Source organism: Neisseria macacae ATCC 33926, assembly GCF_022749495.1.
GTDB lineage: Bacteria > Pseudomonadota > Gammaproteobacteria > Burkholderiales > Neisseriaceae > Neisseria > Neisseria macacae.
Window position 1 is genome coordinate 895,793 of the sequence record NZ_CP094241.1, and the last position, 17,257, is coordinate 913,049.

General features: G+C 53.6%; 15 protein-coding genes. 4 read left to right on the forward strand and 11 right to left on the reverse strand.

What is annotated here, in order from left to right:
- Positions 1–392 precede the first annotated feature (392 nt).
- Genes lptG through MON40_RS04280 form a run of 3 tightly spaced genes read right to left on the reverse strand, consistent with a single transcriptional unit; the run spans position 393 to position 2,756 of the window.
- Positions 393–1,463, reverse strand: coding sequence for an LPS export ABC transporter permease LptG (gene lptG / locus MON40_RS04270; RefSeq protein ID WP_003779058.1), 1,071 nt, complete (start codon positions 1,461–1,463; stop codon positions 393–395).
- A complete protein-coding gene (gene lptF, locus MON40_RS04275) occupies positions 1,460–2,575 on the reverse strand; it encodes an LPS export ABC transporter permease LptF (protein ID WP_003779059.1) in 1,116 nt (371 codons plus the stop codon). The genes lptG and lptF overlap by 4 nt, the downstream gene beginning before the upstream one ends.
- A gap of 10 nt (positions 2,576–2,585) precedes the next feature.
- A complete protein-coding gene (locus MON40_RS04280) occupies positions 2,586–2,756 on the reverse strand; it encodes a hypothetical protein (protein WP_003757459.1) in 171 nt (56 codons plus the stop codon).
- Here MON40_RS04280 and MON40_RS04285 point away from each other — a divergent pair.
- The 3 genes from MON40_RS04285 (at position 2,743) to znuD (ending at position 7,317) form a co-directional block, all read left to right on the forward strand.
- Complete coding sequence (locus tag MON40_RS04285; RefSeq protein ID WP_003779062.1) at positions 2,743–4,152, forward strand: leucyl aminopeptidase; 1,410 nt, start codon at positions 2,743–2,745, stop codon at positions 4,150–4,152. The genes MON40_RS04280 and MON40_RS04285 overlap by 14 nt on opposite strands.
- Positions 4,153–4,248: 96 nt before the next feature.
- Entirely contained in the window at positions 4,249–4,725 is a 477-nt protein-coding gene (locus MON40_RS04290; RefSeq protein ID WP_039863109.1) for a cupin domain-containing protein, read from the forward strand.
- A gap of 303 nt (positions 4,726–5,028) precedes the next feature.
- Positions 5,029–7,317, forward strand: a complete 2,289-nt coding sequence (znuD, locus tag MON40_RS04295) for a TonB-dependent zinc receptor ZnuD (RefSeq protein ID WP_003779068.1) — start codon at positions 5,029–5,031, stop codon at positions 7,315–7,317.
- A 170-nt stretch (positions 7,318–7,487) separates the two neighbouring features.
- Here the strand turns inward: znuD and MON40_RS04300 are convergent, their stop codons facing one another.
- From MON40_RS04300 to MON40_RS04335, 8 genes are all read right to left on the reverse strand, one after another.
- On the reverse strand, positions 7,488–8,744 hold the full coding sequence (locus MON40_RS04300; RefSeq protein ID WP_003779071.1) for a D-amino acid dehydrogenase: 1,257 nt from the start codon (positions 8,742–8,744) through the stop codon (positions 7,488–7,490).
- A gap of 180 nt (positions 8,745–8,924) precedes the next feature.
- On the reverse strand, positions 8,925–10,316 hold the full coding sequence (locus MON40_RS04305; protein WP_003779074.1) for an alanine/glycine:cation symporter family protein: 1,392 nt from the start codon (positions 10,314–10,316) through the stop codon (positions 8,925–8,927).
- Positions 10,317–10,729: 413 nt separating this feature from the next.
- Entirely contained in the window at positions 10,730–11,398 is a 669-nt protein-coding gene (locus tag MON40_RS04310; protein ID WP_003779078.1) for a DUF3108 domain-containing protein, read from the reverse strand.
- A 51-nt stretch (positions 11,399–11,449) separates the two neighbouring features.
- The gene (locus MON40_RS04315) at positions 11,450–12,487 is read right to left on the reverse strand and encodes a tetratricopeptide repeat protein (protein ID WP_039863111.1); all 1,038 of its coding nucleotides are present in this window, start codon (positions 12,485–12,487) and stop codon (positions 11,450–11,452) included.
- 36 nt (positions 12,488–12,523) lie between these two features.
- Positions 12,524–13,150: a phosphoribosylglycinamide formyltransferase gene (purN, locus tag MON40_RS04320; protein WP_039863113.1), complete on the reverse strand. Its 627-nt coding sequence runs from the start codon at positions 13,148–13,150 to the stop codon at positions 12,524–12,526.
- A 189-nt stretch (positions 13,151–13,339) separates the two neighbouring features.
- Entirely contained in the window at positions 13,340–14,176 is an 837-nt protein-coding gene (locus MON40_RS04325) for an FKBP-type peptidyl-prolyl cis-trans isomerase (protein ID WP_003779084.1), read from the reverse strand.
- Positions 14,177–14,306: 130 nt separating this feature from the next.
- Entirely contained in the window at positions 14,307–14,747 is a 441-nt protein-coding gene (locus MON40_RS04330; protein ID WP_003779086.1) for a DNA polymerase III subunit chi, read from the reverse strand.
- Between the two features lie 376 nt (positions 14,748–15,123).
- Positions 15,124–15,783, reverse strand: a complete 660-nt coding sequence (locus tag MON40_RS04335) for a DUF1287 domain-containing protein (RefSeq protein WP_003757490.1) — start codon at positions 15,781–15,783, stop codon at positions 15,124–15,126.
- Between the two features lie 459 nt (positions 15,784–16,242).
- On the opposite strand from MON40_RS04335, the gene htpX reads away from it, so the two are divergent.
- Positions 16,243–17,082: a protease HtpX gene (gene htpX / locus MON40_RS04340; RefSeq protein WP_039863116.1), complete on the forward strand. Its 840-nt coding sequence runs from the start codon at positions 16,243–16,245 to the stop codon at positions 17,080–17,082.
- The last annotated feature ends 175 nt before the right edge of the window (positions 17,083–17,257 follow it).

Sequence of the window (17,257 nt, forward strand, 5' to 3'; positions counted from 1 at the left end):
CGACCTCTTCAATGGCTAACCCTATGAGGTCGTCTGAAAACAAAAAACAGAACAGTTTTGGCTGTTCTGTTTTTTTATAGTGAATTAACTTTAAATCAAGACAAGGCGACGAAGCCACAGACAGTACAGATAGTACGGCAAGGCGAGGCAACGCCGTACTGGTTTAAAGTTAATCCACTATATTTTAAACCGCCGTTTTTTTCTTCCTGTGTTGCTTTGAGTGGAAGAGGGCGCAGAAGCGCAATGGTTTGATTCGGCAATATTCTGAGGCTTAACTGTCGTCAGTTTTGAAAAATCCGCCTAAAAAGCATTATTTTTAGGCGGATTGGTCTGATTGATTCTGGTGTCGAATTGGAAGCCTGAATTTGCAAACCTTCCTTGTATTCTTGAGCTTAACGCCGCTCCTGCCTGCGTATCAGCCAAACGGCGAGCAGCGCGAAAGCTATGGTGGGCAGTGCGCCGGCGAGGAAGGGTGGGACGCCGTAGAGTTGGCTGGTAAACCCGAAGAGCCGTCCGGCGAAGTGGAACAGCAAGCCGAGGCAGATGCCGCCGAAGAGCTTCAAGCCCATATTGCCGTGGCGGGTGGTTTGCGGTGTGAAGGCGAAGGCGACGAGCGCCATGACCCATGCGGCGACGGGGTAAACCAATTTGCGCCACCAGGCGATGGCGTAGATTTGGGTGTTTTGGTTGTTGTTTTCGAGGTGGCTGATGTAGGTGGTCAGTTCGCCGAGCGACATTTGGTCGGGTTTGACAAGCAATACGTCCATCAGGTTGCGCTTGACGGCGATCGGCCAGTTTTCTTCGGCTGCGGTCGAGACTTCGACTTTGTCTTCGCTAAGCGTGCTGCGGTGGATGTTTTTCAACTGCCAACTGCCGTCGTTGTTTAAAACAGCGGATTCGGCTTCCGTCGCCTGCGTCAATTCGTTTTTGTCGTTGCGCACCCAAATTTTAATGCCCAGCAGGGTATGGTCGGGCAGCATTTCGCGCACGTTGATGATGCTGTTTTTTTCTTTGAGCCAAAGCCCGGTATTGCCGGTGCTGATTTTGCCGTTGATGGCGGCGGATTTGATGTTTTCGGCTTTTTGGCTGAGGGTGGGGGCAATCCATTCGCCGAGCGCGGCGGTGGCGATGGCGAAAATCAGTCCGAACTGCGACAGGATCAGCAGCAGTTTTTTGGTGCTCATGCCGCTTGCTTTGATGACGGTCAGTTCGCTGCCGGCGGCAAGTTGGCTGAGGGAGACGAGTCCGCCGATGAGGACGGCGAGGGGCATGAGTTCGTAGGCGCGCGCGGGCATCTGCATGAGGACGTATTGCGCCATGGTTGCGCCGTTATAGCTGCCTTTGCTCAAGTCGCCGACTTCGTTGATGATCTCGAAAAAGCTGTATAGGGCGAGGAAGGCCAGGAGGGCGTAAACCGCCATAACCGCCATTTGGCGGATGATGTAACGTGAAATCAGGTTCATTTTCCGCCTTTCAATGTCAGACTTTTGCCAATCGCCCGCCAGAAGGGCTGGCTGGGCATGCTGCGGACGCGCAGGAGTACGACGGCGATGGCGAACATGATGATGTGCATGGGCAGCAGTCCGAGCCAGAAATGGATTTTGCCGTCTTCCACGGCATTGCGCAGGAAGGTCAGTCCGTTTTGGTAAATCAGGAAAAGCCCGATGGCGACGAGGATGTTGTAGGTGTGGCCGCTGCGCGGGTTGAAATAGGAAAGCGGCACGGCAAGCAGGCAGAGCAGGAGGACGCTGACGGTCAGCGAGATACGCCACATCAATTCCGCCTGATGTTGCGGGTTGCTGCTGCCGATGAGCTGCGATGTCGGGATGGTGCGGCGGTGGGAAACGGGGTCGATGAGTTTGGGCGTGGTGCTGATAATCAGGCTGAGGTTTTGGAAGGAAACGCGGTTGTAGTCGGCTTTGCCGGGCGTACCGCTGTAACGGTAGCCGTTGCGCAGGTCGAGCGTGCGCTTGTTGTCGTTCAGCGAGAAATTACCTTCTTTGGCGAAGATAATGTTGTCGTTGCCGTTTTTGTCTTGTTCGCGCAGGAACAGATTTTTCATGATGCCCGATTCGGTGTCGAAGGTTTCGACGAAGTAAACCCTGCCGTTGCGCTTGCCCAGGCTGTTGAACTCGCCTGCTTCCACCATGGACAATTCTTGTTTCTGCTTGAGGAGTTCGGCGTATTCGCGGCTGCGCAGTTCCGCCCACGGCATGACCCAAAGCTGCATGACGGCAATCAGCAGAGCAAACGGCACGGCAAACTGCATGACGGGGCGTATCCATTGCCTCAACGCCAGCCCGCAGGAAAGCCAAACCGACATTTCGCTGTCGCGCCAGTAGCGGGTCAACACGGTCAGCGTGCTGATGAATGCGGTCAAAACCAGCAAAAGCGGCGTCATGCCGATGACCCAGAAGCCGACCAATGCCAACACGGCATCGATGGCGACGCGCCCGTCGGCGGCACGGCCGAGCAGGTTGATTGCCTGAGTGGAGACCAACACCGCCAAGAGGACGACGAAAATGCCGACGGCGGTAAAAGAGAGTTCTTTGATGAAGTTTCTTTGATAAATCATAGAATCGCGGCTAGGAGCGGTAGCGGTTCGGCGCAGGCGGATTGTCTGCGCAAGGTTTCAGACGACCTCTCAAATGGAGTACAATCTTTCCAACCGTTTTCAGACGACCCCTTAATGCAAAGGGTCGTCTGAAACTACCCGAAACCATCTCAATCAGGAGAATAAACGTGGAATTTAGCACAAAAGCCGGAACCTTGCAGCCGCAACAGGCAGGCGCGCAGTTATTTGTCTGCACTGAAACCGCACAATTAAACCACCCGACCGCCCTTGCCCTTTTGTCTTCGCTTGAAGAAGGTCAAACTTTTGCCGACACCAAAATCCCGACGGACAACGGTTTGCAGGCAGTCGCCGTCGTCCGCCTCGAAAAAACCGACCGCGCCGCGCTGAACAAAGCCGCTGCCGAAGCCGCGAAATGGGCGCAAAATCAGGAAACGGTCAATGCGGACATCCATGCCTTCGATGAAGCGCAAGCCGCCGCCGTTGCCGAAGCCTTCGCCATCGCGTTCGGCAACGCCGCCTACCGTTTCGACCGCTACAAAAAAGAAGCCAAGCCCGCCAAATTCGCACAAGCCGTGTTTTACACCGCACACGAAGCCGCCGTCAAAGAAGCCCTGCGCGTCGCCGAAGCGCAGGTTTACGGACAAAGCCTCTGCCGCGACTTGGGCAACGCCGCACCCAACGAATGCACGCCCGAATTTTTAGCGCGCACCGCCAAAGCAGAAGCCGAAAAACTGGGTGCACACGCCAAAATCATTGAAAAAGACTACATCAAAGAAAACATGGGTTCGTTCTGGTCGGTTGCCAAAGGCAGCGTGGAAGACCCCTATCTGATTGAATTGAGCTACTTCGGCGCAGCCGACAAAGAAGCCGCCCCCGTCGTCTTGGTCGGCAAAGGCATCACCTTCGACACCGGCGGCATCTCCCTCAAACCCGGTTTGAACATGGACGAAATGAAGTTTGACATGTGCGGCGCGGCAACCGTCATCAGCACCTTCTGCGCCGCCGTCAAACTGCAGCTGCCGATCAACCTCATCGCCGTCGTCGCCACCTGCGAAAACATGCCTTCCGGCGCAGCCAACAAACCGGGCGACGTCGTGAAAAGCATGAAAGGTCTGACGATTGAAGTATTGAACACCGATGCCGAAGGCCGCCTGATTTTGTGCGACGCGCTCACTTACGCAGAGCAGTTCAAGCCCAAAGCCGTCATCGACGTCGCCACCCTGACCGGCGCGTGCATCATCGCCTTGGGACATGACGTCAGCGGCGTGATGGGCAACAATCAGGATTTGGTCGACAGCCTGCTCGCCGCCTCCCGCAACGTGGACGACAAAGCATGGCAACTGCCGCTCTTTGAAACCTACAAAGACCAGCTCAAATCCAACTTCGCCGACATTCCCAACATCGGTACGCCCGGCGCAGGCACGATTACCGCCGCCACCTTCCTGTCTTATTTCACCGAAGACTACCCGTGGGCGCACCTCGACATCGCGGGTACGGCATGGAAATCAGGCAGCGAAAAAGGCGCGACCGGCCGCCCCGTTCCCTTGTTGCTGAACTATCTGCGCAACGTGAAATAAGCCTAGACGCCTGCGGGGGAAAAGCCATCGCCTCCGCAGGTCGTCTGAAAACGGAACGCATCATCTTCTGATACAACCAACAAACGGAGAACCATGATGAAACCGCTATTTGCCGCATTGGCCGTCGCCTTTCTGCTCGGCACGACCGTCAGCGTTCACGCCGCGGAACAGGCTAAACCTGCCGACCGCAGCGTCCAAGTGTACAAAAAAGCCGATTTGGCGGAGTGGAACCGCGAAAACGCAGCCGGAGGCAAAGGCCCGCTGCTCGGCCGCTTCGCCTTCAACCGCCACCAGACCGCCGCCCAAGACGCGTTCAGGGAAATCGGCTGGCTGACCCTGCCGCCGGGCGCATCCATCGGCGAACACAAACATACCGACAACGAAGACGTTTACATCATCGTATCGGGCAAAGGCATGTTTACCGACAGCACGGGCAAACAGACTCCAGTCGGCGCCGGCGACATCACCATCGCCCGCCCCGGCCAGTCCCATGCGCTGAAGAACATCGGCAAAGAGCCGCTGGTCTTCCTTGACCTGATTGCCGAGACCGCCACCGCCCAAGCTGCCAAATAGCAGTCATCAAACCGACAAGGTCGTCTGAAAACCATATTGCGTTTTCAGACGACCTTTTTTGTTGTTTAGGCAACATGATTCGTTCCAAGCAAACGGGGGGATGGCGCGCTGCCGCTGTTTCCGTCTTTTTTATCATTTTCAAGATATTGGGTTTCAGATGACCTTTGGTTTTTTGCTGTTTGTATGGGTTTTGGTTTGGCTGTTTTGCCGCACCAAATGCGATTCGCTTCTTGAATTCTTGTCATATTAATGATGTGATGTTATATAATAACAATTTATTTGAAATATGACGGGAAACCTAAAATGACACCAACCACGCTTAAACCTATTGTTTTATCTATTCTTTTAATCAGTTCCCCCATCCTTGCCCAAGCGCATGAAACCGAGCAGACGGTGGACTTGGAAACGGTCAACGTCGTCGGTAAAAGCCATCCGCGCGCTACTTCGGGGCTGCTGCACACTTCGACTGCCTCCGACAAAATCATCAGCGGCGATACTTTGCGGCAAAAAGCCGTCAATCTCGGCGACGCGCTCAACGGCGTGCCGGGCGTCCATGCTTCACAATACGGCGGCGGCGCGTCCGCGCCTGTGATACGCGGGCAGACGGGCAGACGGATTAAAGTGTTGAACCATCACGGCGAAACGGGCGACATGGCGGATTTCTCGCCCGACCATGCCCTGATGGTGGACACCGCCTTGTCGCAACAAGTCGAAATCCTGCGCGGGCCGGTAACGCTGTTGTACAGCTCGGGCAATGTGGCGGGCTTGGTGGATGTTGCCGACGGAAAAATCCCTGAAAAAATGCCTGAAAACGGCGTATCGGGCGAACTGGGGCTGCGTTTGAGCAGCGGCAATCTGGAAAAACTCACGTCCGGCGGCATCAATGTCGGACTGGGCAAAAACTTCGTGTTGCACACGGAAGGGCTGTACCGCAAATCAGGCGACTACGCCGTACCGCGTTACCGTAAGGAAGAAGGTCGTCTGAAACGACTGCCCGACAGCCATGCCGATTCGCAAACGGGCAGCATCGGGCTGTCTTGGGTGGGTGAGAAAGGCTTTATCGGCGCGGCGTACAGCGACCGTCGCGACCGCTACGGCCTGCCTGCCCACAGCCATCTCTACGACGACTGCCACGCCGACATCATCTGGCAGAAGAGTTTGATTAACAAACGCTATTTGCAGCTTTATCCGCACCTGCTGACCGAAGAAGACATCGATTACGACAATCCGGGCTTAAGCTGCGGCTTCCACGACGACGATAATGCACACGCACATACCCACAGCGGCAGACCGTGGATAGACCTGCGCAACAAACGCTACGAAATCCGCGCCGAATGGAAGCAGCCGCTCCCCGGTTTCGAAGCCCTGCGCGTGCACCTGAACCGCAACGACTACCGCCACGACGAAAAAGCGGGCGATGCGGTAGAAAACTTCTTCAAAAACAAAACGCAAAACGCCCGCATCGAATTGCGCCACCTGCCCATAGGTCGTCTGAAAGGCAGTTGGGGCGTGCAATACCTGACCCAACAATCCAGCGCACTTTCCGCCATTCCCGAAACCGTCCAACAGCCGATGCTGATCGACAACGATGTGCATCATTACAGCTTTTTCGGCGTAGAACAGGCAAATTGGGACAACTTCTCGCTTGAAGGCGGCGTGCGCGTGGAAAAACAAAAAGCTGCCATTCAGTACGATAAAGCCCTGATTGATCGGGAAAACTACTACAACCAACCCTTGCCCGACCTCGGCGCGCACCGCCAAACCGCCCGCTCGTTCGCGCTTTCCGGCAACTGGTATTTCACGCCCCGACACAAACTCAGCCTGACCGCCTCCCATCAGGAACGCCTGCCGTCAACGCAAGAGCTGTACGCACACGGTAAACACGTCGCCACCAATACCTTTGAAGTCGGCAACAAACACCTCAACAAAGAGCGTTCCAACAACATCGAACTCGCGCTGGGCTACGAAGGCGACCGCTGGCAATACAATCTGGCACTCTACCGCAACCGCTTCGGCAACTACATCTACGCCCAAACCTTAAACGACGGACGGGGCCCCAAATCCATCGAAGACGACAGCGAAATGAAGCTCGTGCGCTACAACCAATCCGGCGCCGACTTCTACGGCGCGGAAGGCGAAATCTACTTCAAGCCCACGCCGCGCTACCGCATCGGACTTTCCGGCGACTACGTCAGAGGTCGTCTGAAAAACCTCCCGTCGCTGCCCGGCAGGGAAGACGCCTACGGCAACCGTCCCTACATCGCCCAAGCCGACCAAAACGCCCCGCGCGTTCCCGCCGCACGACTCGGCTTCCACCTGAATGCCGCGCTGACCGACCGCATCGATGCCCATCTCGACTACTACCGCGTGTTTGCCCAAAACAAACTCGCCCGCTACGAAACGCGCACGCCCGGACACCATATGCTCAACCTCGGCGCAAACTACCGCCGCCGCACCGGCTACGGCGAGTGGAATTGGTACGTCAAAGCAGACAACCTGTTCAACCAATCCGTTTACGCCCACAGCAGCTTCCTGTCCGACACCCCGCAAATGGGACGCAGCTTCACCGGCGGCGTGAACTTTAAGTTTTAAACGTGACGGATTTCTGGCGAAACCTTAAATGTGTTCAGAGGCAGCCGTTAGGTTTGCTTTTGGGGATATTGGGTTTCGCAGGAATGTGAGAAAGGTCGTCTGAAAACTATATTGCGTTTTCAGACGACCTTTAAGTTTGTAGTGTCGCTCAAACCTTGTCGTTTTAAAGTTCAAGACGGATAGCGCGACAGGCTCAAGTCGTCGCTGCGGATTTCGGTGTCTTTGCCGCACACGATATCGGCGGTCAATTTTGCCGAGCCCAGCGACATGGTCCAGCCCAAAGTACCGTGACCTGTATTCAGGAACAGGTTGTCAAAGCGGGTGCGGCCGATTAACGGCGTGCTGTCGGGCGTCATCGGTCTGAGGCCGCTCCAAAACAATGCCTGATTCAAGTCGCCGCCTTCGGGGAACAAATCGTTGACGACCAAAGCCAGCGTTTCGCGGCGTTTTTCGGACAGTTTGATTTCGTAGCCGGACAATTCCGCCATGCCGCCGACGCGGATTCTGTTGTCGAATCGTGTGATGGCGACTTTGTAACTTTCGTCCAAAACGGTAGAAACCGGCGCGCCGTCTGAGTTTGTGACGGGCAGGGTCAAGGAATAGCCTTTGACGGGGTAAATGGGCAGATTGAGGTCCAACTGCGCCAAAACCGTCCTGCTGAAGCAGCCGAGCGCGCAGACGAAGGCATCTGCTTCAAAGCGTTCTGTTTCGGTTTCGACTGCGCTGATGCGCTGACCGTTGTGTTCGATGCGGCGGATGGTTCGGTTGAAATGGAACTGTACGCCTTTTTCCAGACACAGTTTGTACAGGTTTTGGGTGAAGAGGTGGCAGTCACCGGTCGCATCCGCAGGCAGGTGCAGACCGCCGGCAATTTTGGCGGTAACGCGTGCAAGTGCAGGCTCGAATTCTGCGCATTCTTCGGGTTTCAGACGACGATAGGGCACGCCGTATCGTTCCAAAACGGTAATGTCTTGTTCTGCCGCTTCGACTTCTTTGGCTTGGCGGAAAATCTGCAAAGTTCCTTTTTTGCGTCCTTCGAAATTCATGCCGGTTTGCGCTTCAAAACGACGGAACATTTCACGGCTGTATTCGGAAATCCTGACCATGCGCTCTTTGTTGATTTGATAGCGGGATGCTGTGCAGTTTTGCAGCATTTGCCACAGCCATTCGACTTGATACAGGCTGCCGTCGGGGCGGAACAGCAGGGGAGGATGGCTTTTAAACAGCCATTTCAGTGCTTTGGTCGGAATGCCGGGTGCCGCCCAAGGCGTGGTATAGCCGTAAGAGAGCTGACCCGCATTGGCGAAACTGGTTTCCATTGCCACGCCTTCGGCGCGGTCGATTACCGTTACCTCATGTCCGGCTTCCGCCAGATACCACGCGCAAGATACGCCGGCAACTCCGGCACCTAAAACAAGCACTTTCATTTTGTTCCTCCGCCGACTGGTTTGATATAGTGGATTAAATTTAAATCAGGACAAGGCGACGAAGCCGCAGACAGTACAGATAGTACGGCAAGGCGAGGCAACGCCGTACTGGTTTAAAGTTAATCCACTATAAATACAGATATCGGGTCGTCTGAAACACCTTTCAGACGACCTCAGGCATCAATGCGGCAACGCTCCGTCTTTGACTTTCTGTTTGAAGTCGCGCGTTTCATTGACGATGACTTTAATCATCAAAAGGAGTGCGATCAGGTTGGGCAACGCCATCAGGCCGTTGAACGTATCCGAAGCCAGCCATACCAAATCAAGGCTCAAGACTGTACCCAGCATGACAGAAGAGACATAACCGACGCGGTACAAACCGGCAAACTTCTCGCCGAATACATAAACCGCGCATTTCTCGCCGTAATAGCACCAGCCCAAAATGGTTGAGTAGGCGAAGAAAATCAGACCGATGGTGACAATCCAGCCGCCGATGCCGGGCAGCATTTTTTGGAACGTGACGGTCGTCAGTGCGGCGCCGCTCAATTCAGGTTTGACAAACTCGCCGCCCGCGCCGAGCAGGCCCATGACCAAAATGATGCCGGTAATCGAACAAACGACGATGGTGTCCAAAAACGTACCGGTCATGGAAACCAATGCCTGACGGACGGGGTGGTCGGTTTTCGCGGCTGCGGCGGCAATCGGTGCAGAACCCATGCCCGCTTCGTTGGAGAACACGCCGCGCGCCACGCCGTAGCGGATTACCGTGCCGATAGCGCCGCCCGCCACTGCCTGCGCGCTAAACGCATCGGAGAAAATCAGCTTGACGGCAGGCACCAGCGCATCGGAATTGATGACGATAATGGAAATACCGCCCACCACATAAAACACCGCCATAGCGGGTACGATGAAAGAAGCGGCTTTGGCGATGCCTTTAATACCGCCCAAAACGACGATGGCAGTCAGAACCGTCAACGTAATGCCGGTATAGACAGGTTCGACGCCGAAGCTCGTCTGAACCGCTTGAGCGACCGAGTTGGACTGTACGGAGCTGCCGATGCCGAATGAAGCGAATGTGCCGAATAAAGCGAACGCCAATGCCATCCATTTCCAGTTTTTACCCAAACCGTTTTCGATGTAATACATGGGCCCGCCGGACATTTCGCCTTTGGAGTTGGTCACGCGGTATTTCACCGCCAACACGCCTTCTCCGTATTTGGTCGCCATGCCGAAAACGGCGGTCATCCACATCCAAAATACTGCGCCCGGGCCGCCGGTCACTACGGCAGTCGCCACGCCGGCGATATTGCCCGTGCCGATGGTGGCGGACAGGGCGGTCATCAAAGCGGCGAAATGGGAAATATCGCCTTCATGGTCTTCGCCGTCTTCATGCTTCTTTGACGGCACGAAAGCCTGCTTCAGCGCATAGCCCAACATGGTGAATTGCAAGCCCTTCAACATGACGGTCAGCAAAATACCCGTACCGACCAGCAGCACCAGCATGACAGGCCCCCAGACCCAGCCGCTGATGGTTTCAAAAAAGGCTTTGAGGTTGTCTAAAAACCATTGCATGAGTTTCTCCTTTGTCTGTTTTATATTTTTTACGCACCACTATTTTTGTAGTGTCATGTAATTTCAGCACAGAATATTCAAGAACACAATATCTTTCTTTTTTAAAAGATTTTCGCCGCTATGCCTCAAGCGTGTGCCAAATCAGGCTAAACATATTGTTTACAATCTGAAAAATATAGTGGATTAAGATTGTCAACCTGTAAACGCATACGGTTCAACTGAAAAACCGAGGTCGTCTGAAAAAAAAACGGCGGACGCTTTGGGGATGGAAATACGCCAGAGGCGCATCGGTATGGTTTGGCGATAAAAAACTGCACCTTAATAGTTTGGAGGGGATGTCCAACTTTTGGGGTGCAGTTCGGTTTCAGACGACCTTTGGGAAACGGCCGTTTGTCGGGAAGGATTTGACGCCGTTATGGTTTGACGGCTTTTCCGTTGATGGTGACGGATGTGAGTTTGAGGTCGTAAGTTTTGCCGTCGTCGGTGTAATTGATTTCGGCGGGGATGTGGTTGAAGGCGGGGGCGAACGAATAGGTTACGGTGTCGTCGCCGCGTTTGACGCGGTATTTGTTGACTGTGGTGGTACCGCCGCCGATTTTGTAGTTTTCGCTGCCGACTTTGGTCATGCCGCTGACGGAGTAGAGTTTTTTGCCGTTGGTGATGTTCAGGCCGGACGGCAGGCGGGCATCGTTGGCGGCAAGCTGCCAAGCCAGCGTAAAGAGGTCGAGTGTCGTGCCGCCGGTTTTGGCGGTTTCGCTCGAACCGGCTTTGCCGTAAGTGATGCTGTTGCCGCTGAATTTGGCTTCGGCATAGAGTTTGCCGCCGCGGACGTCTTTATAGTATTTGGGGCGGAGGGTGTTGCCGCTGATGGTGCCGCCGGATTCGAAGCGGATGCTGTACATCGGGACTTTGATTCTGGACACGATGGTGTATTGGTTGCCGCTGCGTGTGAAGGTCATGGTGGCGGGTATGCCGTAGCTGCCGGAGTATTTCAGGGTGGCTGATTGGGGCAGTCCTGCGGCATAGGCGTTTGCGACGCTTAGGGAGAGGGCGGCGGCGATTAGCAGGGTGGGTGTTTTCATGATATTTCCTCCTGTTTTGGGTCGTCTGAAAGGGTTTCAGACGAGCTTGGGTTATTGGAGATTGCCCGAACCGAACATAAATTCTATCTGGCTCTGGTAATAGCTGTTGCCGTTGCGTTTGTCGAAGTCTGCGGCAAACTCGCGGGCATGTTGCGCCGCTTTTTCGTCAAAAGGAGAAAGCGCGATGAGGTAGTCCAAATAGAGCATATTGTCGTTTGGGGCATGTCGAATGATGGTGTCGCCGTGCCGGTTCATCAAATCGAGGGCGCGTTGCGACTGCCCGAGTTTGTACGCCAGTTGGGAAAAGAGGGGGATCAGGCGGACGAACTCTTCGTCTTCTTCGACGTTGATTTTGTCTATGGCTTCGTCCAAAAGGCGTTCCGCCTCCTCGTATTTGCCCAGCCTTATCATGCTGTCGATGACGGGGTAGTAGGTGAGGTGCGGCACTTCGGCGCAGGTCATTTCGCCCGTTAAGATGGGCTGGGCGGTATCGATGGCTTTTTGGTACTGCCCGATAAAATGGTAGAAATTGACCTGCTCGGACTGTTCACACGCGGGACAGTCGGAAAATTCATCTGCGGCGGTTTGCTGCCATTTTTGGAAATTTTCTTTGGCGGCGGCGTGGTCTCCGGTCAGGATGTTTTGCAGCATCAGTGTTTTATAAAATGATGAAAGACTGAACCGCATGTTTTCATAGTGGTAACGCATTGTTTCGTTCGCTTCCTCGATTTCCTTTTTGTCGAGAAAGAGGTCGCGGGCAAGCATGGGAATGATCCATTTGAATTTCCACTGGCAATCGATTAAATCGTCGAAGCCTTCGGGAAAGCCGTCGTCTTCAGGATGCTGCTCGTAGCTTTCGTCACAGCGGTCCAAGTGATGGTCGATCAGCCAGTTTAGGCAGTGCAGCTTGAAACCGGGAGAAAAAGAGCGGTTATTGAGCGGGTCTCCGACAACAAAATCGCATACCGCCCGCGTTGTTTCGGGGTTGTTTTTGAGGCTTTGGTTGAATAAATCGATGGCTTTGCTTTGGCGTTTACGGTAGTCGGATTCGGAAATGATATCCGAAAGGGTCAACCGGTTTTGGCTCATGGTGTTTCCTTGTAGGATGCTGCGCATTGGGCAGGATTACGCGAGTAAGGTTTGTCCTTCGGCGTTGCGTTCTGAATTGAATACGCGGTTGCCTTCGATTTTCAGACGACCTGCAACGAAATCGGCAACGGCTTGCGGGAAAAGGCGGTGTTCGACGGTCAGGACGCGTGCGGCAATGTCGTCGGGCGTGTCGCCGTCGAGGATCGGGACGATGCCTTGAGAGATAATCGGACCGCAGTCCAGCTCGGGGGTTACGAAGTGGATAGTGCAGCCTGCGACGCGGCAGCCGGCTTCAAGGGCGCGTTCGTGGGTGTGCAGGCCGGTGAAGGCGGGGAGGATGGATGGGTGGATGTTGATCAGGCGGTTTGAGTAATGGGCGCAGAATTCGGGCGTGAGGATGCGCATAAAGCCTGCGAGGACGACCAAATCAGGTTGATAGGCATCGATTTTCTCCATCATGGCTTGGTCGAAAGCGAGGCGGCTGGGGAAGTCTTTGTGGTTGAGGCTGTCGGTGGCGATGCCGCGTTCGGCTGCCCAAGCCAGTCCGGCGGCGGTTGCGCTGTTGCTGAGGACGGAGGTGATGCGGGCGTTTGGAATGGCGGCATTGACGATGGCCTGCATATTGCTGCCGCGGCCGGAGATGAGGATAACGATGTTTTTCATGGCGTTGGTTGTAGGAGGTTGGTAGGTTTTATTGTATAGCAAAACAAAATCGCAATGTTATGGCGCAGGTTTATTGGGGGTCTGATGGGATAGGAGGTCGTCTGAAACGGGGTAAACCATGTTTTGCGAATATATAGAACAGAAATGCCCGAAACGGATTCGGTTCGGGCATCGGGTTAAAGCGCAGGCTTATTGGACTTTTTGAATGTCAACTTGACCGGGAGCGGGTTGGAAATCTTCGGGTTTGCCGATTTTAACCAGCTTCACGTCGAATACCAAAGTGGAATTCGGACCGATTTTCCCGCCCGGCATGACTTGGTCGCGGTAGGCGAGTTTGGATGGGATGTAGAAGGTGGCTTCGCTGCCTTCTTTCAAGAGTTGGATGCCTTCGGCCCAGCCGGGGATAACTTGGCTGACGGGGAAGGTAACAGGACCGCCGTTGGCTTTGCTGCTGTCGAAGACGGTACCGTCAATCAGGCGGCCTTCGTATTCGACAACGACGATGTCGTCTTTTTTAGGCTGTTTGCCGTCACCTTCTTTGGTGATTTTGTATTGCAGGCCGGAAGCAGTGGTTTTCACACCTTCTTTAGTGGCGTTTTCTTTGAGGAACGCTTCGCCTTTTTCCAGGTTGGCTTTGGCGTCAGCCTGAAGTTTTTCCGCCGCTTTGACTTGTTGTTCTTTCAGGAATTTCATCATGACTTCTTGTGCTTGGACTTCAGTCATTTTGCTTTCTTTGCCGTCATAAGAGGCTTGTAAGGCTTCGATGAAGACTTTCATGTCGATTTCCGCGCCCTGATCTTTCATTTGTTTCAGGGAGCTGCCGATGTCCATACCCATTGCGTAGCTGGCTTGTTGGACCGGTGTGCCGATAGAGGATGCGTCTTTTGCGGCAGATGCGCCGGAAGCTGCGGATGCCGATGCGGGCGCAGAGGCTGAAGCAGGTGTATTGGCGTCTTTTTTGTCGCAGGCGGTCAGTGCCAATGCGGCGGCGATTGCCAATGCGCTGAATTTGAAAGTTTTGTTCATGATGTTTTCGTCTTTTAAAAGGGGTCAGTAAAAGAAAGTCGGGATTATAGCCCAGTTTGAATCAAAAGGAATCAAGGCTGTTTAAATTTTCGGCTTATCGTGTAAAGCCGTTTTCAGACGACCTTCGATTTTAGGCTTTACCTGTCATATCGTGGTGTTCGATGGTAAAGCCGCTTTTTCTGTATGCGCTGAAACGTTCGCGGGCGTCGGCGAGCTCTTCCAAGCTGCTGCCTACAATTTCAAGCACGCGGGCGGGGATGACGGTGGCTTCGTTCCAAAAGTCGGGCGAGAGATTGAGGACGGTGGCGTTTTCAGGGACGGTGGGTAAAGTATCGCCGAACGCGAGCCATACGGGTGTTTCAGACGACATGGGTTGGCCGGGTTGCCAAATTTCATGCGGAATGAAGCTTTCGGGAATTTGCTGCCAAAGGTCGCGGTCGAGGCGGCGGATGGTTTCATCGGAATCCGACCAGACCAATATCTGCCCGCCATCGCGTATGGCGCGCGCAATCAGGCGGCAGGCGAAGGCGGCGGGGTCGGCGGCGTGGGTGTAGAAAGTGGCTTTGGGCATGATGCACGGGCAGGGGAGGAAATGGGGGATTATAGTAAAAACGTTGTGAAAGGGCTATGGTAGGGCTGCCTTACCGGCTTGGTTATCAAACGTATTGATCAGCCGCCTCCTGCCTGCGTCAGAATATTCAGGCATCCGGACGCTTGTCAGGATGCCTTGTCAAAGAGTATCGGGTTTTCAGACGACCTTTGGGGATGGTTGTTTGTATAGTGGATTAACTTTAAACCAGTACGGCGTTGCCTCGCCTTAGCTCAAAGAGAACGATTCTCTAAGGTGCTGAAGCACCAAGTGAATCGGTTCCGTACTATCTGTACTGTCTGCGGCTTCGTCGCCTTGTCCTGATTTAAATTTAATTCACTATAACACGATGGAAAATTTACTGAACAGGAAGCCTGAAATGTCCGGTAATGGTATAGCGGTAGAGGATGTCGTCTTCGCGGGTTCCCAAACCGATATTGTGGATAATCAAGGGTCTGTCTCCGATTTTGCGGTCGGAGACGATGCCGATGTGGGGGCGGTTGCCTTTAAGCTCCCAAGTCACAATATCGCCTGCCTGATAATTCGTATCCTGTACCGCCCAGCCTTGGCGTGTGAAATAAGTCATGAGGTTGGGTACCCGGCGGTGGTCGATGTTGGCATCGGGTTGTTTCAAGCCCCAACGGTTGGGATAGGCGGAGAAGTTCCGGCTCATGTCTTGATGGACAAGTTCTTGCAAATCCATATTTTGGTCGCGCAGGGCGCGGATGATGACGTCGGTGCACACGCCTTTTTTCATCGGTACGTCACCCATCGGATATTTGAGTTTGGTGTAGGCAGAGTCATAACGCAGGGTCTTGCCGATTTGGTTGCGCGCAGATTGGACGATTTTCGGGGATGGTCGGTCGGGTTGGGTAATGGATTGTGAAGAGCCGGTACGGATAAGTGGGATGGTCGGACCGTAAGGGCTGTGATAAAACCAAAAAGCCGCAGCCGTAATCAAGGCAATGGCAACCGCAATGCTGGCAAGAACGAGATTGAGGGAGGTTTTGCGTTTCATGATTTGCGCACGGATTTAATGTAAATGTTATATTCGTTATTTATCAGATTTCGGGGTGGGGTGGCAATCAAAAGAGGAGTAACGGTCTTTATTAGGTATATTCGGACGGGTAATCAATACGTTTTTGAGGGGAAAATGGCATTTTGTTAACGCTAAATCTCCTGTTTAGTCAAAATGATACTTTGGTTTTGCATACCTTTTCCAAGTACGGCATTTTAGAATCCGCCTCTTTTTGAGAAAATACCGCAGCATTAGCAGTAATGCGGTATAAGTCTTACAGCCTGATTGTGAATTCGCTCGAAAATTTTAGGGCAAACCGATAATTTGAATTCCAACCGGTTTCGATATAAAGCGCAGCATGCAAAGTAAACTTCAATATTCCGATATTGTTTAATTTTGTTGTTCTTTTATATCAATCAAAAACATAAACCCACCATACCCAAAAAAGGAATCTCCCCGGTGAAACGAATCTTCTTGTTTCTCGCAACCAATATTGCCGTTTTGGTCGTCATCCGCGTTGTTTTGGCCGTACTTGGCATACACAGTACGGATCAGGTCGGCAGCCTGCTGGTGTACTCGGCCGTCGTCGGCTTTGCCGGTTCGATCATTTCATTATTGATGTCCAAATCCATCGCGAAAAACTCAGTCGGTGCGGAAGTCATCGTACAGCCGCGCAATCAAGTGGAAGCGTGGTTGTTGGCGACTGTGGAAGCACAGGCGAGGCAGTGGAGCCTGAAAACGCCGGAAGTGGCGATCTACCATTCCCCCGAACCCAATGCTTTCGCAACCGGTGCCACGCGCAACAGTTCGCTGATTGCGGTGAGTACGGGTTTGCTCGAGCGCATGACGCGGGACGAAGTCGAAGCCGTTTTGGCGCACGAAATGGCACACGTCGGCAACGGCGACATGGTTACGCTGACCTTGATACAGGGCGTGGTCAATACGTTTGTGGTTTTCCTTGCCCGCATCGTTTCCGGCATGATTGCACGCAACAACGACGGTAGCACTTCGCAAGGCACATATTTTTTAGTCAGCATGGTATTGCAGGTCGTGTTCGGCTTTTTGGCAAGCATCATCGTGATGTGGTTCAGCCGTCAGCGCGAATACCGTGCGGATGCGGGAGCCGCCAAACTGGTCGGCGCGCCCAAAATGATTGCCGCGCTGCAACGCTTGAAAGGCAACCCGAGCGATTTGCCGCAGCAAATGAATGCGATGGGTATCGCCAGCGATGCCAAAGATTCTTTGCTCAGCACCCACCCCTCTTTGGAAAACCGGATTGCCCGCCTGAAAGCTTTATAATCAGGGCAGGGATTCACATAATGGAAAGATGATTGAAGGTCGTCTGAAAATGTGAATCGCCCAACCAACTTCGGATATTCTTGAAAACCTGTTCATTTGATTTGTATCAGCCGGATTCTGTCATATTGCAGAATCCGGCTGTTTTCATTTCAAGCTGTATTTTGGGACAGTCCCT